Annotated in this window: 16 protein-coding genes; 11 read left to right on the plus strand and 5 right to left on the minus strand. The window is 54.4% G+C overall.

The genetic code is table 11. From position 1 onward, the window contains the following. Positions 1-203 precede the first annotated feature (203 nt). From WA429_RS19300 to WA429_RS19315, 4 genes are all read left to right on the plus strand, one after another. Positions 204-764: an RNA polymerase sigma factor gene (locus WA429_RS19300; protein WP_228196574.1), complete on the plus strand. Its 561-nt coding sequence runs from the start codon at positions 204-206 to the stop codon at positions 762-764. Further along, positions 761-1,723: a FecR family protein gene (locus WA429_RS19305; RefSeq protein WP_287466545.1), complete on the plus strand. Its 963-nt coding sequence runs from the start codon at positions 761-763 to the stop codon at positions 1,721-1,723. Before WA429_RS19300 ends, WA429_RS19305 begins: the two co-directional genes overlap by 4 nt. A gap of 116 nt (positions 1,724-1,839) precedes the next feature. Beyond that, positions 1,840-4,257, plus strand: a complete 2,418-nt coding sequence (locus tag WA429_RS19310; RefSeq protein ID WP_287466546.1) for a TonB-dependent siderophore receptor — start codon at positions 1,840-1,842, stop codon at positions 4,255-4,257. A 59-nt stretch (positions 4,258-4,316) separates the two neighbouring features. Next, a complete protein-coding gene (locus tag WA429_RS19315; RefSeq protein WP_287466547.1) occupies positions 4,317-5,873 on the plus strand; it encodes an alpha/beta hydrolase-fold protein in 1,557 nt (518 codons plus the stop codon). Positions 5,874-5,966: 93 nt separating this feature from the next. Here WA429_RS19315 and WA429_RS19320 read toward each other — a convergent pair whose 3' ends face one another. After that, positions 5,967-7,025, minus strand: coding sequence for a Glu/Leu/Phe/Val dehydrogenase dimerization domain-containing protein (locus WA429_RS19320; protein ID WP_287466548.1), 1,059 nt, complete (start codon positions 7,023-7,025; stop codon positions 5,967-5,969). A gap of 586 nt (positions 7,026-7,611) precedes the next feature. Here WA429_RS19320 and WA429_RS19325 point away from each other — a divergent pair. Continuing rightward, on the plus strand, positions 7,612-7,845 hold the full coding sequence (locus WA429_RS19325) for a hypothetical protein (protein WP_068518736.1): 234 nt from the start codon (positions 7,612-7,614) through the stop codon (positions 7,843-7,845). Between the two features lie 113 nt (positions 7,846-7,958). Here WA429_RS19325 and WA429_RS19330 read toward each other — a convergent pair whose 3' ends face one another. The 4 genes from WA429_RS19330 to WA429_RS19345 form a co-directional block, all read right to left on the minus strand. Further along, on the minus strand, positions 7,959-8,549 hold the full coding sequence (locus WA429_RS19330; RefSeq protein ID WP_287466549.1) for a 2-hydroxychromene-2-carboxylate isomerase: 591 nt from the start codon (positions 8,547-8,549) through the stop codon (positions 7,959-7,961). A 146-nt stretch (positions 8,550-8,695) separates the two neighbouring features. Then, positions 8,696-9,790, minus strand: a complete 1,095-nt coding sequence (locus WA429_RS19335) for a hypothetical protein (protein WP_287466550.1) — start codon at positions 9,788-9,790, stop codon at positions 8,696-8,698. Between the two features lie 113 nt (positions 9,791-9,903). After that, a complete protein-coding gene (locus WA429_RS19340; protein ID WP_287466551.1) occupies positions 9,904-11,040 on the minus strand; it encodes an NAD(P)/FAD-dependent oxidoreductase in 1,137 nt (378 codons plus the stop codon). A 60-nt stretch (positions 11,041-11,100) separates the two neighbouring features. Next, a complete protein-coding gene (locus WA429_RS19345; RefSeq protein ID WP_287466552.1) occupies positions 11,101-12,126 on the minus strand; it encodes a hypothetical protein in 1,026 nt (341 codons plus the stop codon). A gap of 194 nt (positions 12,127-12,320) precedes the next feature. On the opposite strand from WA429_RS19345, the gene WA429_RS19350 reads away from it, so the two are divergent. The 6 genes from WA429_RS19350 (at position 12,321) to pgmG (ending at position 18,667) form a co-directional block, all read left to right on the plus strand. Continuing rightward, positions 12,321-13,220: a division plane positioning ATPase MipZ gene (locus WA429_RS19350; protein WP_068518573.1), complete on the plus strand. Its 900-nt coding sequence runs from the start codon at positions 12,321-12,323 to the stop codon at positions 13,218-13,220. A gap of 67 nt (positions 13,221-13,287) precedes the next feature. Next, positions 13,288-14,010, plus strand: coding sequence for a VWA domain-containing protein (locus tag WA429_RS19355; RefSeq protein ID WP_287466553.1), 723 nt, complete (start codon positions 13,288-13,290; stop codon positions 14,008-14,010). 125 nt (positions 14,011-14,135) lie between these two features. Then, complete coding sequence (locus WA429_RS19360) at positions 14,136-14,846, plus strand: molecular chaperone DnaJ (RefSeq protein ID WP_287466554.1); 711 nt, start codon at positions 14,136-14,138, stop codon at positions 14,844-14,846. A gap of 112 nt (positions 14,847-14,958) precedes the next feature. After that, complete coding sequence (galU, locus tag WA429_RS19365) at positions 14,959-15,846, plus strand: UTP--glucose-1-phosphate uridylyltransferase GalU (protein WP_287466555.1); 888 nt, start codon at positions 14,959-14,961, stop codon at positions 15,844-15,846. Positions 15,847-15,926: 80 nt separating this feature from the next. Further along, on the plus strand, positions 15,927-17,243 hold the full coding sequence (locus WA429_RS19370; protein ID WP_206928450.1) for a UDP-glucose dehydrogenase family protein: 1,317 nt from the start codon (positions 15,927-15,929) through the stop codon (positions 17,241-17,243). Positions 17,244-17,251: 8 nt separating this feature from the next. Beyond that, entirely contained in the window at positions 17,252-18,667 is a 1,416-nt protein-coding gene (gene pgmG / locus WA429_RS19375) for a phosphoglucomutase/phosphomannomutase PgmG (RefSeq protein WP_101247679.1), read from the plus strand. The last annotated feature ends 5 nt before the right edge of the window (positions 18,668-18,672 follow it).

Here is an 18,672-nt window from a genome sequence, read left to right on the forward strand (position 1 = left end):
ATGACGGCTGACAAGGCGATACCATTGGGCATCGCCTTTTTTCATGCCTGCTTTCCGGGGTTTGGCTGATGTCGTGATCAAGCCGCGAGACGCGGGATGATTTCCATTTTGATATTGCAATTCATTATCAATATCGATATTGCTGTGTGAAAGCGCAAGGCTGAAGCCAAACAGCCTTTGGGGTAGTGCGGTTCGGGGCAGCAATGAGGCAGGTTCTTTTTGAAGAGTTGCATCGTCAGGAAGAGGGGCGTTTGAAGCGCTTCTTCACAAGACGTCTGCGCAATCAGGATGACGCGCTGGATGCAACCCAGGAAACCTTTGCCCGCTGGCTTGGTCTTTCACCCAAGACCAGAATTGAAAATCCGCAGGCATATCTTTTCAAAATTGCCAATTCTGTTGCTTGCCGGAATGGTGCGCGTCTTCAGGCGGACCGGCAGATGATGACAACCGAGCACGAACTTGACCAGTTCGCCGAAGATGCGCCTTGTCAGGAACGCATTGTCGCGGCACGGGAATATCTGATGATCATGGCCCGGGCAATCGAAAGCCTGCCGGCAAGATGCCAGGAAGTTTTCATCTTCAGCCGTTTGCATGGCCTTGCCAATGGTGACATTGCGCAACGCCTGGGGATCAGCCGCAATATGGTTGAAAAGCACATCATGCGCGCGCTTATCACCTGTCGTGCGGTGCGTGCGAAACTGGCTGTCGAAGAACCGGATGCCGCATTGCTGTCAGGCCCGGTCGATGGACGGGCAGCACGATGACGTTGGGCGCCCAATCAGATTTGCAACAGCTTCCGGAAAGCATGATCAGGGAAGCCGCCCGCTGGGCTGCGCGCATGCAGTCGGCCGATGCCACCACAGATGATCAAAAACGGTTCGAAGGATGGCTTGAACGGGATTCCAGGCATCCGGTTGCCTATGCAGAGTTTGATCAATTGTGGTCCGATTTGCGCGATGTGCCGCTGGGCGACGATACGCTTCGGCAGATTGCCCGAAAACGGACGATCCGGCGTGTATCGATTGCGATTGTCGGGTTGCTTGGGCTGGGCCTGACCGGGGCGCAGAAGCTTGGCGCAATCGACCGGATGCAGGCAGATTATTATACGCCGACTGGCAAGACTGCGCAGATCACGCTGTCTGACGGATCGGTTGTGGCGCTTAACAGCGATACGGCGATCAGGGTTTCCTATCGGGATGATGCCCGTGAAATCGAACTTTTGCGCGGCGAAGCATTTTTTGAAGTCACACCCGATCCCGGTCGCCCATTTATCGTTAAGGATGACGGGTTAAGTGCGCGTGCGCTTGGCACGCGTTATGGCGTGCACACTGATCCGGATTCACATCAACCCGATGTCCAGGTCGAAGAAGGCACCGTCGAGGTGCGCAATGGCAATGATATTGCGACACTTCAGGCCGGGGAGGCCGCCAAGGTAACGGCACAGGGCACCCTTGCAATTCACAAGGTTGATACAGGAAGGGAGACCGCCTGGCGTGACGGCAAACTTGTTTTTTCAAATCAGCCATTGCGGCAGGTTCTTGAAACACTCGACCAATATCAGGTCGGCAGCATTGTTTTGATCAGCCAGCGGGCTGGCGAACAAAAGGTAAGCGGCATCTTTGATCTGAATGATCCGGATAAGGCGCTGCGATCGCTTGAGGCCAGATTGCCGATCAAAATTACCCGCGCAACCGGCCTTCTGACCATTGTTGATGAAAATTAATTGAAAAATATTCTCATTCGCACATCAGGAGGTTGTCGATTTCCCGCTCTTACAGGGCAGGCGCATCCAAAACGAGATGCGCTCTGAACAGAAACAATCCTGAAGTGGGGAATAGAATGCATCGTTCTAAGGTGGGAACTGCCGCGCGGTCGGGGCTGGCGGCATTGATGATTACAGGCGTCTCGATGACAGCCTTGATGGTGGCGGCGCCAATTGGCTATGCAACTGCGCAAACACAAGACGCGGAAAAAGTAACGTTTGCGGTGCCCGGGGGGGCGCTGGAAAACGCATTGCTGACATTTGGCAGACAGGCCAATCTTGAAATTGTTTACCCCAGCGCGCTGACCGCTGGCAAAACCGTAAGCGGCCTTAACGGGACGTATCTGATTGATGATGCGCTGACCCGGTTGCTGGCGGGTACCGGCCTTGCCCATCAGCGCGGCGCAGATGGTAGTGTCACGATCTATGATCAGGCAACCGGGGCCAGTGACGGTACGCAAACAGCACCGGTGGTTATTGAATCCCGTATCGAAAGCGCGACCGGTCCGGTCGAAGGATATGTCGCCAAGCGCTCGATAAGTGGAACCAAAACCAACACGGCGCTTAAGGAAATTCCACAATCGATCAGTGTGGTCACAGCCGACCAGATTGAAGACCAGGCTGCCGGGTCCGTTGCCGAGGCAATGCGCTATACCCCGGGCGTGCTGACCGAATATCGCGGGACGTCGAACCTGCATGACGAAATGTTTGTACGCGGCTTTTCCTATGTGCCGCGCTATGTCGATGGCTTGAATTACGGTCTGACATCATTGGGGCAAATCGATCCATATTTGCTTGAACGTGTCGAACTTCTGCGCGGGCCGTCTTCTGTCCTGTTCGGGCAGGCAAACCCGGGCGGTGTCGTCAATCTGACGACCAAACGCCCGACTGGCGAGACAAAGCGGGAAGTCGAAGTTTCGGTCGGTACGGACAACCTTTATTCGGTTGGTGGCGACATCAGCGGCGTGCTTTTGGCAGATAAGGGAATTGATTACCGCGTGGTCGCCAAGGGTCTGACCAAGGATGAATTCGGCGGTGAAATGGAACAGAACCGCATCGCCATCGCACCGTCGGTCAGCTGGACACCAAACGAAGACACCATGCTTGTGGTCAATGCCAGCTATCAAAACGATCCCGATGGCGGGTTGCGGCCGTTCCTTGCCGGGCAGGGGACCCTTTACCCGACGCCATATGGCTATTTCCCGCGTGATTTCTGGGCCGGTGCATATGATTTCGACAAACACGAACGCACCCAGTTTTCATTTGGCTACAGCCTTGAACATGCGGTCAATGACGTCGTAACCCTGCGTCAGAATGCGCGCTATAACGACATCGAAAGCACGCTTGATCAGGTTATCCTGAACTCGATCAAGGCCGGCGGCACCCAGATCAACCGTCTTGCGACCCATTCCGATGACAACCTTAATCAGTATGTCGTTGATAACCAGGCCGAATTCAATTTCGACACCGGCATCGTTGAACACAAGGTGCTCGGTGGTCTGGATTACAAATATCAGCTCTATGAAGAATATTACGGGAACTACAATCTTGGTGACGAGGACTGGCGTAATCTGACGCGCTATATCGGCAATGTGGCGCTTTCTGACGGCACCAACCAGGAAACTGAATCGTCGCAAACCGGTCTTTACCTGCAAGACCAGATCAAGATTGATCGTCTGAATGTTGTACTGGGATTGCGTCACGACTGGGCTGAAAGTGCGATTTCCAAACGCAAAACCAACACCACCGAAGAGCAGCGCGATCATGCCCTGACCGGGCGTGCCGGTGTCATTTACAACTTTGACAATGGCATTTCGCCATTTGCCAGTTACAGCACATCGTTTGAACCGGCATCGGGTACGGACAGTGATGGCAATGCATTTGATCCGGTCGAGGCCGAACAATATGAAGGCGGCATCAAATATGCCCCTGATGATGGACGGATTTCGGTCACGGCAACGGTTTACCAGCTGACCCAGGAAAACATCGTGACCTATGATGATTCCAGTACCAAACGTCAGATCGGTGAAATTCGGGGTCGCGGCTTTGAATTTGAAGTCCAGGCGGAAGTCACCCCGCAACTGAGTGTGCTGGCAAGCTATTCGCGCAACAACACCAAAATCACTGACGATGCCAAGGCCGCGAATATCGGTCTTAAGGTCGCCAACATGCCCGAAGAACAGGCGACCCTGTGGTCGAAATACAGCTTCGATGGTGGAACGTTTGATGGCCTTGCCGTCGGCGGTGGTGTTCGTTACACCGGTGTCTCGACGGACTCTGTGAACGCGGTAGAAGTTCCTGACTATACCTTGTTTGACGCAATGCTGTCCTATGATCTTGGTGCCTTGTCGCACCGGTTCGACGGAATGGAATTGCAATTGAATGCCAACAATCTGCTTGATGACACCTATGTGGCTTCCTGTACGCGAGCTGCCTGGGCATGTTGGTATGGTCCGGGCCGTACGGTTACTGCAACACTGCGCTATAATTGGTAAGTCCGATGAAGAATGCTGTTCGTGTGCGGATATTTGAATTTTTGATGGGGATGGGATTGATGACCCTTGCATTTTCCGGGGCGCTTCATGCCGGTCCTGACGAAAAACAACTGTCTGTGCACGGACAGCTTGCTTCTCGTGGTGAAGCTACTGACATCGCCGTCCGGATTGGTGCGGGCGGTTATGTGGCCGGGCTGGTTGACAGTGATCATGATCCGGTCACGGTCGAACTTTTGGATGCCGATGAAAAGATTATGCGTGAACTGGCGCGTAATGCTTCTGGTCAGATACGGTTTTTCTTTGTGGCACCAACCGATCATCCCAAAGTGCGGATCACTGCCGAGAGCACCAGCGGTGCCGCATTCACAATGACGTTCGACCATCTGGTTGAACGCAAAGACCAGATCCCGCCCGCCCGTCAGTATCAAAGCCCGATGATTGCCAATGCCGCAAAGGCGGTTGCGGCAGGCACGGGGACGGACGCCTTCTGGGCGCTGGTTTCGCAACAGGGCGCACCACTTGTCGAGCCCCGCACGGATAGCAATGTTGTCCTGACATTCGTTGCCCGTGGCCTTGAACGTAATGGTCGTATCCTCGGTGCGCCAAGCAATGATCACGAATTCCTTGAACGTTTGGGGGATAGTGACATCTGGTTCAAAAGCTTTGTGGTGCCAAACAGTACAAGGCTTTCCTACAAGATCGCTCGCGACATTCCGGAATTTGATGCTGATGCGCGCGCACGCCGGGTCGCGATCCTTGCCACGGCACAGGCAGATCCGCTTAATCCGAATGTGTGGCCGGACGATGCACCCGACATCTACAATCAGAAATCGGTGATCGAACTTGATCATGCGCCAGAGCAACCCGGCATGGCCGGAAACGCATCAAACAAGGGCACCTTGTGGGATTTCGAATTTGATAGCCCGGTTTTGGGCAACAAGCGGACGATCACGCTTTACCGTCCCTACGGGTTTGATCCGGACAATGAAAAGAATGTGCTGCTTGTGCTTTTTGATTCCCGTGAATATCGGGAAACCGTTCCGACACCGGCAATTCTTGACAATCTGATCGAACAGGGCGTTTTGCCCCCGGTTTCGGTTGCTTTCATTGCCAATCCCGACGGGGATGCGCGCGGCCGCGAGTTGCCGGGAAATCCTGTTTTTGCCGATGTGCTGACAAATGACCTGATGCCGGTGGTCTTTGAACGGTTCGGGACAAACTTTGCATCAAATCGCATCGTCATTGGCGGTTCAAGTTATGGTGGATTGGCGTCCATGACCATCGCAATGCGCCATCCTGAATTGTTCGGAAATGTTTTATCAATGTCGGGATCATTCTGGTGGTCGCCAGACGGAACACCGGCTGATCAGAACGAATATGTGTCATGCCATCTTGCCCGTACCGACAAACGTCCGGTGCGTATTTTCATGATGGCGGGGCTGTTTGAAACCGGACGTGGCGATGTCGCGGGCATTCTCGAAAGCAACAGACATCTGCGTGATGTGTTGCTGGCCAAAGAATATGACGTGACCTATCGGGAATATGCCGGGGGGCATGATTATCTGGTTTGGCGGGGGGCGCTTGCCGATGGTCTGATCGCGTTGTTCGGGCAGTAACATGGGCCTTCATGACGGGCCGACAGCGACGCCATATGGTTACAAAAAAGGCGGGGGATATTCCCCCGCCTTTTTGATTGCTGATTCTGACGATCAGGCTGCCTTGCGGGTCAGGCCAAAACGTTCTTCTGCCAGGCGGTCGGCGACAAAGCCGGTCGACAGGTTTTGCTGTTTGGCGCGTTCAAAGATTTCACGCACCGTGATCGCAATGCCTTCGATATGTTTGTTGGTTTCGGCCACCGGCTTGCCTTCGCGGCAATAGTGGACTTCTACCACGCCGCCGGCATTGATGACGTAATCAGGGGCATAAAGAATGCCGGCTTCGCGCAACATGTCGCCATGGCGGTCATGTTCGAGCTGATTGTTCGCGGCACCGGCAATGATACCGACCCGCAATTTTTCGATGGTCTTGTCATTGATCACCCCGCCCAGCGCACAGGGCGCAAGAATATCGGCTTCGGTGGCAAGGATATCGTCGACCGAAACGGCGGCGGCGCCAAAGGCATTAACTGCGGCGGTGACGCTGTTATTGTTCAGGTCTGCGACAATCAGCTTGGCCCCCGCATCATGGAGCATCTGACACAGGTGATAACCGACATGGCCAAGACCCTGAACGGCAACCCGCAATCCGGTCAGATCATCGCTGCCGAATTTGAAGCGCGCGGCTTCTTTAAGGCCGATGAACACGCCATAGGCCGTGAACGGGGATGGATCACCGGTGCGGGCCGGGTCAGAGCCGTCATTGATGCCGCCGACATGTTTGGTCTGGCTTGCGATCTGTTCCATGTCTTCGGGGCTGGTGCCGACGTCTTCGGCGACGATATAACGCCCGCCCACCTGTTCAACAGCGCGGCCCATGGCGCGGAACAGTTCCGGTGTCTTCTGGCTGCGCGGGTCGCCAATGATCACGGATTTGCCGCCGCCAAGCGGAAGGTTGGCAAGGGCTGACTTGTAAGTCATGCCGCGCGACAGGCGAAGCACATCATGAATGGCTTCCTGTTCGCTGGCATAGGGCCACATGCGGCAACCGCCAAGCGACGGACCAAGATTGGTATTGTGGACGGCAATGATGGTTTTCAGGCCAGTGGTTTCGTCACTGGCAAACACGACCTGTTCATGGCCATCAAATGCGGTATCGGAAAAGACGTTCATCCTATTGCAGCCTCCTGGCAGCATCATTGTTCTGGTGCAGGCTGATGCCTGCTTATTCTTTTATGTTTGATGCATTGCCGATCCGATCAATTTCAAATTCATCGAACGGCCAAAAAAGAACGTTTCGGTTGGGGCGTGATGGTGGCTTGGAATTTTATGATCATTGCGCATTTGCTTTGAAATATTATTTCGCGACCTGTGCGCTGCAGCATGTTGTCGGCGCGCGGAAGTGATCCATTCGGGGGCGGGATATGATTCTTTTTGATCGGAAATCGCGCATAAAAAACGCGATCCGGTCGGTATTGTAGCTGCATTTGTGGCAATCAATTTTCCAGTCGCGATTTTTTGCGTGCTATGCGCGCTGATCACCGCTGGCCGGGCGTTTGAGGGAGATGCAGCTATGACAAAATCGCACTTGAAACCGGAGCAATTAACCGTGAAATACGAATTAACCGGACAATTTACGGCTCGTTAAGGCACGAAACGTAAGCTGATGGTTGGGTATCTTGTGGTTGAGATTCCCGGTTCAGGACACGACGGCGTCTGGGCGGCGCTGCCGGACAAAAAAGTAAGGAGATCGGCGGAAATGTCTGCATTCACAGACCATCGCCAGACCGTTTTCGAAGTTGAATTGCACAACCAGGCCGTTCGCGAATGCGTCAAGGAAAACCGTTCCCACGATATCTTTGATGACCGCTGGGCGGATGTGCAAACCCGTGAAGTTGCAGCCTGCGACGAGATGAAGGCCCTTGCCATGATCGAAAACACCTATCCGTCCTCTGACGGATTTGTTGTCGATCACGTCAAACGCCTTGTCTGAGGGGGCAAGAAATCTGGTTGCTGATCTGATCAAAAACCAAACGAACGGGGCGGGAAAATTTCCCGCCCCGTTCGTTTGTGGATGATGTTTTCGCAGGCGATCAAGCCCGGGACTTAGCCAAGGGCGCGGTCAACGAAATCAAGCCGGTCCTGTCCCCAGAACATTTCATTGCCCACGAAATAGGTCGGAACACCAAAGATGTTGCGATCGCGCGCGGTCTGGCAATTGTCATCGTAAATTCGGGCAATTTCCGGAAGGTCTGCATTCTCAAGATATTCCAGCGACAGTCCGCTTGCCGAAAGCGCATCGCGAATAACAGCCGGATCGGTGATGTCGCGTTCACGAAGCCAGATGTCGCCCATAAGGGTTTCGGTCAGATCTGTGACATCCTTGCCGTCTTCCTGGACTGCAATGATGGTCCGCGCGGCCAAGGTTTCGTCGACCGGGAAGAATTTGGGGTGCAGATTGATGGGAAGATCAAGAAATTCCGACCAGCGTTTAAGCTCTACCAGGCGGTATTCCTGACGCGGTTTCGGGCGTTTTGCCAAGGGCACGCTGCCACCATGTTCCCAGACATCTGCCGCGCGGCAGGGCTTGTGAATGATGTCGACACCATGTTTTTTGGCAATGTCGACGGCGCGGCGAAAGCCGAAAAACGACCAGGGCGACTGGACGAAAAAGTAATGGATGATCGGTTCGGACAAGTTGGCCTCCTGTTTCTGCAAGGCAGATTATATTTTATCAATGCCCTACAGTGCCCAAGCCCGCCAAGGACGTCAAATGCCAGTCGTCGCGAAGGCATGACGATACGATCATTTATGCGTGAAGGTCGTTTTTCGGTAGAACGGGATCAGTAATCAAGCCACCAGGCATATTCATCAAGACCCCCAAGCAGGGCGCCGTCAAAGCCCAGCTTCATGATGCCGCCAAGATAACTGTTCTCGCTGCCATAAATCAGGCTTTGCCATTCACGTTTCCAGTAATAGACGTGATGCTCCTGGCCCCAGCGGGCCAGAAGGTTGCCTTCGCCGACAAAGTCCGGGGAACCGGCGCGCCAGTTGCTTTGCCAGTAATAGCGATATGTTTCCGCCGTCGCGACATTGATATAGGCCATGATGGTGCGCGGTGTGCCGGTCTTTTTGTAGCGCAGGCGCTTCATGTCATCATAGGTCAGCGGGATGGTGCCCCGATGGAACGGATCAATGATCAGCGTATCGTAATTGGTCTGGGCCAGCGCATTGATATAGGCGTCTTTGGTGCCATATGGCGAACTGTCCAGAACCATGGCAAAGTTTTTGGCCTGACGCAGATTGTCGACCACATGCGGGTTCGAATTGATCGGAGTGCTTGGGACCTTCGCAAGACTTGAAAGCTGCATGCCCGGTGGCGGGGCAGCATAATAAAGGGCGTCCAGCCCCGAAAGTCGTTGGCGTGCGGTCTGCATATCACCGAGTTTGTCGGTATAATCAACGACCAGATATTTCAGGCCTTCATATTTCAGCCGTTCCAGGTAGCCGAGGATATATTTGCTTTCCTCGTCCTCGGTCGGTTCGCCGTAATTGTCATAACCGAAAAACGGTGCTTCGGTCAGGATGCCGTCAAGGGCGCGCAAATAATCGCGTGCGGGTTCTGCGGTGCCGCGGGCGGCAAACAGGGTGGTTTCCAGATATTCGGTCAGCTCAAGCCCGTTCATCGCGACAATCGAAAAGTCGCTGCGATAGCTTTTTGCCCAACGACTGATGGCGATCACATAGTCACGCATCTCGTCGGTGAATTCGACTTTCGGCTTTCCGGTATCAATCCCGGATCCGCGGCCGGAACTCAGACTGTTCGGCGCAATGGTAAATGGTTCAAGTTGCTGGGCATGAAGGGCAAGCGGGCTTGACGCCATCAAGGCGCTGCCAAGTCCCAACATGCCTTTTGCAAGAAAACGGCGTCGCGACATGGTGGATGAAGGATGCCGGCCCTCTGGCAGCAATGCCCTGTCCTGTGTGCGAACCGAATTTTTCTGGCGTGCTTTTCCCATTCTTTACCCGTCGCTGGTTACCCAAAATGGCTTCACGATGCCGCTTGGAGGTCGCCTTTTTGTGTCATCAGGTCGGTTACCCGGGCACCGATCGCAAGTGACGCAGTCAGTCCGGGTGATTCAATACCATAGAGCATTACAAGTCCATTAAGACCATGGGCCTTTTCATCGGCGATCATGAAGTCGCGGGCGGCTTCGCCGGGGGCCTGAATTTTGGGGCGAACCCCGGCATAACCGGTCTGAAGGGCATCTTCATTGAGATCAGGATAGTATTTGCGGATGGCCTCGGCAAAGGCAGACCGGCGTTCCTCGGGGACATCGTAATTTGGCTGATCAACCCAGGTGACATCCGGACCAAACCGCGCCTGTCCACCCAGATCAAGTGTCAGATGAATACCAAGACCGGCCTGTTCAGGTGCCGGATAGATCAGGGTGGAAAAGGGGGCCTTGCCCGACAGGGTAAAGTAGCATCCACGCGCATAATGTTGTGGCGGAACAGTGTCGGATGGCAAACCGGCAAAGCTGCGACCAACCGTCTGGCTGTGCAATCCGCCCGCCACCACCAGTTCGGCGCAGGTCAGGCTCATTTCTTCGCCATCGGCATCACGGGTCGTCACCGTGTAAAGCCCGTTTGCGTGATCAACTGATGTGACCTTTGTATTGAGGGCTAGTGTGGCACCGTTGTTTTCCGCTTCGCCCAGCAACGTCACCATCAGCTGATGCGAATCAACGATGCCGGTGGACGGGCTGTGAAGGGCGCCGACGCAATTCAGGGCGGGTTCACGTTCAAGGGCTTCTTCCTGACTAAGCCAGACAAGGTCCATCACGCCATTTTCACGGGCCTTTTTTTCAATTCCACCAAGCGCATCAAGCTGGTCCTTGGCGGTGGCGACGATCAGTTTTCCTGTGCGTTTGTGATCGATGCCATTTTCCGCGCAGTAGCGATACAGCATTTCCTTGCCGGAAATGCACAGTTTGGCTTTCAGGCTGTCCTTCGGGTAATAGATCCCGGCATGGATGACTTCGCTGTTGCGTGCACTTGTTTCCGTGCCGATTGCATCATGCTGTTCAATGATCAGAACTTCACGGCCGGTATTGGCAAGAGAACGGGCGCAAGCCAGTCCGACGACGCCGGCGCCAATGACGATTGTTTGGATATCTGCGGTCATATTCTGTCGTTTCGTTGGGGCGGAAATTTGAATGATGGTGTGTAATGATGGTGTGTCTGGTCAGTTTGCCTGACGGAAATAGACAGCCTGTCCCTGGTTGTCCTGTCCGTCACCGGTAACGGTCGCTGCACTTTCACTGGTGTAATGTCCGCGGGCAAAGCTGCTGTCATTGCAGTAAACATACCAGCTGCCGAACGGCAAAGTTCCGGTCTGATATGCGCCGCCTTCGTGGCGCCAGATACCTTCGCAATGGCGCTGGTCGTCATCAAGGATCATGGTGCCTTCGCCGGAAGGCTGATCAAAACGCAGCATGCCTGTGCCACGAACGCCTTGCCAGTTGGTTGTGATCCGGATGCCATCTGTCGGTGGCGGTGTCGTGGTGCCGGCCGGCTGATCGGTATCGACGGTCGGGGCCACTTCGGCAGTGGCTGGCGAATTTTCCGGAAGTTCGATCATCAGCCTGCCAAAGAACGCGGCGGCGAATTGCTGGGCGTCGATCATCGGCAATGCATTTTGCGGCGAAACCACGCCTGCCTGGGCCTGGACAAGGCCGGGGGTGCAGTAATAGCCAAGAATACGGCTGCCACGCTGTGTTTGGGTTTGCGGATCCCACTGACCGACAAAGGCCACGCATTGTGACCCCTGACGGACAAACGGCGTCAGGGCAACCGGACCATAGCGCGTATCCTGGACAAAGCCCTTGCCATTGATGGCGGTGCGGTCCTTTAGTGCGTCAAACATGTCAAGCAGACGGTCCGGTGCCATGGCGGTGCTGAACCGGAAACCGGGTGCGGATGTCGTGTAAACGGTTTCGAGATAAAGGTCGCTTGCGGCTGTTTGCGGCTCCTTCGGGGTGCGCGGTGCGAACCATCGACCCACAAAAACCGTGCTGTTGTCGCGATACTGGCGCAGGAAGGCTGTCTGGCCATCGAGCTGTGTTGTGAAGTTAATGGGGCTTTGATCGGCGGGAATCTGTTCAAATGCACCGGCCTGTTGGGCTGATGCCATATGCGGCACAGAAATCGCCAAGTTGGCAAATATGGCGCCAAACACCGCCGCCCGATACCTCACATCGCGTCCTTTCATTTTGTTTTCAGGCGCATTTTTGCGCTGTGCTACCCTTATCTTTACCTTTGTGCATAAGGATTGGCTAGTGGTCAGTCGTTCGACATTGTCGAGATGAGTTTCTTTTACCTTGATTTTTACTGATAAAGTGGCTCATTGGGGTGATTGGTCATTGGGGACACAACCAATAAGCCTGAATAACGGAGCAGACATTCATGACGGTGCAAGAGACCAGCGCCAACGGGGACAGCGCAGGCCAACAGACTGCGACGGACAAACAACCGCAGTCCAACCGCGCCCATGTGATCGTGATCGGGAACGAAAAAGGGGGATCAGGCAAGTCGACCACGGCGATGCATCTGATTGTTTCCCTGATGAAGATGGGCTTCAAGGTCGGATCACTTGATATCGATGCCCGTCAGGGGACCCTGACGCGTTATGTCGAAAACCGCACGGCATTCAACGAGAAAAAGCGTCTGAAGCTTCCGGTGCCCGATCATCGCCCGATCTATCGCAGCGAACTTCCTGATGCCAACGAGGCCAAGCTTGACGAACGCGAACGCTTTACGACCGCGTTGGGCGAAATGGTTCTGAGCTGCAATTTCGTGGTCATGGATTGCCCGGGCAGTGACAATTATCTGTCGCGTCTTGCCCATGCCTGTGCCGACACATTGATTACACCGATCAATGACAGCTTCATCGATTTGGATATGCTTGCGCGGATTGATCCCGACAGCCTGGCGATCAAGGGGCCCAGCATCTATGCCGAAATGGTGTGGGATGCACGCAAACGCCGGGCGGCGATTGATGGCGGGACCATTGACTGGATCGTCATGCGCAACCGGTTGTCCCATCTTGACGCCCGTAACAAGCGCGATATCGCCGAAATTGTCGAAAAGCTTGCCGACCGTATCCGGTTCCGTCAGGCGCCGGGCTTCGGGGAACGTGTCATTTACCGCGAGCTGTTTCTCAAGGGGCTGACATTGCTGGACCTGCGGGAAAAAGGTGTCGGTATCCCGATGAGCATGTCCCATATGGCTGCCCGTCAGGAAGTGCGATCGTTGCTCGAAGTGATCGGCTTCAAACCGGCAGAGGGCGAAGAGTTGCCGATCTGACCACCTGCGGCCTATATCTTGATGGACCCGACACAGTCCAAACGACATATAAAGCAGGCAGGTCACCGTGAGCCGCAAAGATATTATCCCTGACACGTCAAGCAGAAGGGAAGTCGATGACTTCCTTAAGAATGCACGTGATCTTGCTGCGCATGCACCGGCGTCGGGTCCGTCGCAGGGGCGACTGATCTTTGCCATGGATGCAACTGCCAGTCGCCAGCCAAGCTGGGACCGGGCGGCGGAAATTCAGGCCGAAATGTTTGACGCGGTGGATGGCATCGGCGCACTTGATATTCAGCTTGTGTTCTTTCGCGGTCTGTCTGAATGCAAGGCAAGCGGGTGGTGTCGTAATGCCGGCACACTGCGCAACTACATTTCAAAGGTCAACTGCCATGCCGGTCATACCCAGATTGAGCGTGTTCTTGCCCATGTCGAACGTGAAGCCGACACCCACAAAATAAATGCCCTGATTTATGTCGGTGACTGCATCGAAGAAAACCCGGACCATTTGGCGCCGATTGCCGGGCGTCTGGCGTTAAAGGGGGTAAAGGCCTTCATGTTCCAGGAAGGAAATGACCGCGATGCCAGTTTCGCCTTTGGTGAAATTGCCCGTATTACGGGTGGCGCCTTCATGCAGTTTGATGCGCATTCTGCTGCAAAGCTTCGCAAATTGCTTGGCGCGGTGGCGAGCTATGCGGTCGGCGGGCACGACGGTTTGTCTTTGTATCAGAAGAAAACCGGGTCTGATGATGTCCTGATGCTTGGCCATCAATTGCGGAAGCGTTCCTGATGCAGTGGGTTTTAATCGGTATTGCGGTCTTTGTTGCTGTCGGGTTTCTGATCCGCTGGCTGGCTGAGGCCGAGCCGAAAGATGTCCGCAAAATTGGTCTGTTCCTGATTGTAGGGCTTCTGGTCTTGCTTGCAATCTGGCTACTTTTGACCGGTAAAATTGCCGCAATGTCAGCAGCTTTGGCCGTAACAATGCCATTTTTGGTGCGGATGATGAAACTCGGTTTTTTATGGCCATTGTTTCGTCGGGTCTTTGCCCATTACCGGCGCCGGGCGCGTCCGGGACAGATGGGCGGAGGATCTGCCAGCACCGGTGGTGTTGGTGGAATATCTGAAATTCACACGGAAATTTTGCATATGCTGCTTGATCTTGAAACCGGACAAATGAAGGGAACGGTGTTGACCGGATCCTTTGCAGGAAAAGATTTAGACAGCTTGGGGGTTGACGACCTGCAGTTGCTTTTTGTTGACTGTTGTCGTGCAACGGACCAAAGCCGGACGGTTCTGGAAGCCTATTTTGATCGTCGGCCCGATTGTTCGGGTTGGCGTGAATGGCCACAGAGAGATCATGGCGATCACGATGCGCATTTCAGGGGAAACGACCGCAACAATGGCAAAAGAAGCCAGGGCAATAACGAAAGTGCCAGCACGGCGGACATGACTGCAGATGAAGCTCGACGAATCCTTGGTGTGGGGGCCAGTGCTACCCGCGCGGAAATTAATCGGGCTTACAAGATCCAGATCAAGGCGGTCCACCCAGATCATGGGGGATCAGACTATCTGGCTGCACAAATCAACACCGCGCGAAGCCTTTTGTTACGGCTATGTAAAGATTAGCGTGAATTATTGGTGCGCTCGCTTGATAGATGTTCTTGAAATGTGGCAGAAGCATATTTGCCTGCACTTTCTGAACGAAGGGGCGTGCAGCGGTTGAAAAGGGAAGTTGTGAATGTCGAGAAAGATCAAGAAGGCTGTTTTCCCGGTTGCAGGTATGGGAACCCGTTTTTTGCCAGCAACCAAGGCCATGCCCAAGGAAATGCTGCCGGTTGTTGATAAGCCCCTTATCCAATACGCTGTTGAAGAGGCCATCGCCGCAGGCATTGAAGAATTCATCTTTGTAACCGGTCGCGGCAAAACGGCAATTGAAGACCATTTTGACCGTTCCGCCGAACTTGAAGCCATCCTGACCGAACGCGGCAAAACCGACGCGCTGGAAACAGCACTTGCCATGATCCCGGAAAACGGTCGTGTGACCTATACCCGTCAGGGTAATCCGCTTGGTCTTGGTCATGCGGTTCTGTGTGCCAAGTCTCTGGTCGGGGACGAGCCGTTTGTGGTTCTTCTGGCAGATGACCTTATCCAGGCCAAAACGCCATGCATGAAGCAAATGGTCGAAAGTTATGGCCGGACCGGTGGCAACATGGTTGCCGTAATGGACGTGCCGCGCGAAGAAACCCAGCGCTATGGCGTTCTGGAAGTCGAAGGCACCAATGGCCGTCTGGTCAGTGCATGCGGCATGGTTGAAAAACCGAAACCCGAAGATGCGCCGTCAACCTTGTCGGCAATCGGGCGCTATATCCTTGATCCGGGTATTTTCGAAGTTCTCGAAAACATCCCGCGCGGGGCTGGCAATGAAATCCAGCTTACCGACGCACTGGCAGCCATGATCGGTCACGTTCCGTTCTATGGATACCGTTTTGAAGGCCGTCGCTTTGATTGCGGCAACAAGATCGGCTTTCTTAAGGCGACCATGGCATTTGCGCTTGCGCGTGATGATATGCGCGACGATGTTCGCGAGCTCATTCATGAATTCGCCGAAGGCGAAGCAGCAGAATAATTATTGAATTTCAACAAGAACTGACCGGAACGGGTAATAACTGTTTCGGTCAGTTCGTTCTAAATTGGGATTAAACATCCATGCGCGTAGCAATGATCGGGACCGGATATGTTGGACTTGTTTCCGGTGCCTGTTTCTCCGAGTTCGGTACAGACGTGGTTTGTGTCGACAAGGATGTGGAAAAAATCGCCCGTCTTGAAGACGGTATCATGCCAATCTACGAGCCCGGTCTGGATGTTCTGGTCGAAAATAACGTAAAAGCAGGGCGCCTGACTTTTACCACCGATCTTAAAGAAGGTGTGAAGGATGCTGATGCGGTGTTCATCGCCGTCGGGACTCCGACCCGTCGTGGCGATGGCCATGCCGATCTGAGCTATGTTTATGCCGCGGCCGAAGAAATCGCTGAGGCAATGGACGGCTTTACCGTGATCGTTACCAAATCGACGGTGCCGGTCGGGACCGGACGTGAAGTGGAACGTATTATCCGTGAAAAGCGCCCGGATGCCGATTTTGCCGTGGTTTCCAATCCGGAATTTCTGCGTGAAGGCTCAGCGATTGGCGATTTCATGCGCCCGGACCGCGTTGTCATCGGTACAAGTGACGAGCGGGCGCGCGAAGTCATGTCCGATCTTTATCGTCCGCTGTATCTGATTGAAACGCCGATTGTTTTCACCACACGTGAAACATCGGAAATGATCAAATATGCCGCCAACACCTTCCTGGCAGCCAAGATCACCTTCATCAACGAGATCGCCGATCTGTGTGAAAAAGTTGGTGCAGATGTGCATGACGTTGCGCGCGGCATCGGTCTGGATGGCCGTATCGGCAAGAAGTTCCTGCATCCTGGTCCGGGCTATGGCGGGTCCTGCTTCCCGAAAGATACGCTGGCGCTGGTGCGTACCGCTCAGGAACATGGCAGCCCGCTGCGCATTATTGAAACTGTGGTCGATGTGAATGCGAAACGCAAAAAATCGATGGCAGATCGTGTGATTGCAGCATGTGGCGGCTCGGTTGCTGGCAAGACGATTGGCATCCTTGGTCTGGCGTTCAAGCCCAATACCGATGATATGCGTGACGCGCCGAGCCTTGATATCATCCCGGCGCTGACGGCTGCTGGTGCCAGGATCAAGGCATTCGATCCCGAAGCAATGGAAGAAGCGCAGAAGCTTCTGGACGGGATCGAATATTGCGATGGTGCTTATGACGCGATCGACGGCGCAGACGCGATGGTTGTCCTAACCGAGTGGAACGAATTCCGCGGTATGGACCTTGATCGTATCAAGGATGCGCTTGCGCACCCGATCGTTGTCGATCTTCGAAATGTTTATGATCCGACCGAAATGGCAGAAAACGGTTTCAGCTATTCCTGTGTCGGACGTGCAACTGTTGGAGGCTAATCCAAGCTATGACGAATTCCGCCGGATACAAGTTTGACAGTTCCGTTTTGCGTGAATACGACGTGCGTGGTGTGGTCGGACAGACCCTTCATGCTGCCGATGCGCATGCATTGGGCAAGGCCTTTGGAACCATGGTGCGCCGTTCCGGTGGCAAGCGCGTCGCCCTGGGACGGGATGGACGGTTGAGTTCCCCGGAACTTGCCGAGGCCCTGACAGAAGGGCTGCTTTCGACCGGATGCGATGTTGTGCGTATTGGTCGCGGTCCGACCCCGATGCTGTATTTTACGGTTTATGACGAAAAAACCGATGCAGGCATCATGGTGACCGGGTCTCACAACCCGTCAAACTATAACGGGTTCAAGATGCTCAATGCCGGGAAGTCGGTTTTTGGTGACGCCATCCAGGAGCTGGGCAAAATTGCCGCGGCCGGTGATTTCGAAACCGGGCAGGGTACGGTAAGTGACATCGACGTCGAAGACCGTTTTGTTACGCGTCTTTTGGCGGAGCTTGATTGTGATGTGCCCAACCCGATGACGATCGTCTGGGATTGCGGCAATGGTGCTGCTGGTGATGTTGTGCGCAAATTGACCGCACAATTGCCGGGAACTCATCATCTGCTGTTTGACGAGGTCGATGGTACTTTCCCCAATCATCATCCGGACCCGACAGTCGAAGCCAATCTGGTTGATCTGAAGGCCGCCGTTGCCAAGCATAACGCGGACTGGGGTGTTGCCTTTGATGGTGACGGTGACCGGATCGGCGTGATTGATGGCAAGGGCAATGTTCTTTGGGGCGATCAGCTGTTGCAGATCTATGCGGCTGATGTGCTGGAACGTAAACCCGGTGCGGCGATCATTGCCGATGTCAAAGCCAGCCAGACCCTGTTTGACGAGGTCAACCGCCTTGGCGGAAATGCCATCATGTGGAAAACCGGTCATTCATTGATCAAGACAAAGATGATCGAGGCAAAAGCACCGATCGCCGGTGAAATGAGCGGGCATATCTTCTTTGCCGAACGTTATTACGGCTATGATGATGCAACTTATGCCGCCGTGCGTCTGTATCGCATTCTGGTCCAAAGCGGCAAAAGCCTGGCCGAATGGCGTGAAGCAATGCCGGTTGCGGTCAATACGCCCGAAACACGTATTGAATGCCCCGATGATCGCAAATTTGCCCTGATAGAAGAAGTACGTGCACGCCTGGCCGAAACCGGTGCCGAAGTCAGTGGTATCGACGGCGTTCGTGTCAGCACTGACGACGGCTGGTGGTTGCTGCGGGCGTCCAACACCCAGCCGGCAATTGTTGCGCGCTGTGAAGCGGGTGATGATGCCGGTCTCGCACGGCTTAAGGCCCAGGTCACCGACCAGCTGGTAAAAAGCGGACTGAAATCGGATGATTTCTTTGCGCCGGGTGCCGGGCACTAGGTGTC

Origin of the sequence: Thalassospira sp. CH_XMU1420-2 (assembly GCF_037029325.1) — a bacterium.
Taxonomy (GTDB): Bacteria; Pseudomonadota; Alphaproteobacteria; order Rhodospirillales; family Thalassospiraceae; genus Thalassospira; species Thalassospira povalilytica.

Bases quoted from the DNA above. Each gene is read 5' to 3' on its own strand.
- WA429_RS19300 (WP_228196574.1), top strand. From the start codon at position 204: ATGAGGCAGGTTCTTTTTGAAGAGTTGCATCGTCAGGAAGAGGGGCGT.
- WA429_RS19305 (WP_287466545.1), top strand. From the start codon at position 761: ATGACGTTGGGCGCCCAATCAGATTTGCAACAGCTTCCGGAAAGCATG.
- WA429_RS19310 (WP_287466546.1), top strand. From the start codon at position 1,840: ATGCATCGTTCTAAGGTGGGAACTGCCGCGCGGTCGGGGCTGGCGGCA.
- WA429_RS19315 (WP_287466547.1), top strand. From the start codon at position 4,317: ATGACCCTTGCATTTTCCGGGGCGCTTCATGCCGGTCCTGACGAAAAA.
- WA429_RS19320 (WP_287466548.1), bottom strand. From the start codon at position 7,025: ATGAACGTCTTTTCCGATACCGCATTTGATGGCCATGAACAGGTCGTG.
- WA429_RS19325 (WP_068518736.1), top strand. From the start codon at position 7,612: ATGTCTGCATTCACAGACCATCGCCAGACCGTTTTCGAAGTTGAATTG.
- WA429_RS19335 (WP_287466550.1), bottom strand. From the start codon at position 9,790: ATGTCGCGACGCCGTTTTCTTGCAAAAGGCATGTTGGGACTTGGCAGC.
- WA429_RS19340 (WP_287466551.1), bottom strand. From the start codon at position 11,040: ATGACCGCAGATATCCAAACAATCGTCATTGGCGCCGGCGTCGTCGGA.
- WA429_RS19345 (WP_287466552.1), bottom strand. From the start codon at position 12,126: ATGAAAGGACGCGATGTGAGGTATCGGGCGGCGGTGTTTGGCGCCATA.
- WA429_RS19350 (WP_068518573.1), top strand. From the start codon at position 12,321: ATGACGGTGCAAGAGACCAGCGCCAACGGGGACAGCGCAGGCCAACAG.
- galU (WP_287466555.1), top strand. From the start codon at position 14,959: ATGTCGAGAAAGATCAAGAAGGCTGTTTTCCCGGTTGCAGGTATGGGA.
- WA429_RS19370 (WP_206928450.1), top strand. From the start codon at position 15,927: ATGCGCGTAGCAATGATCGGGACCGGATATGTTGGACTTGTTTCCGGT.
- pgmG (WP_101247679.1), top strand. From the start codon at position 17,252: ATGACGAATTCCGCCGGATACAAGTTTGACAGTTCCGTTTTGCGTGAA.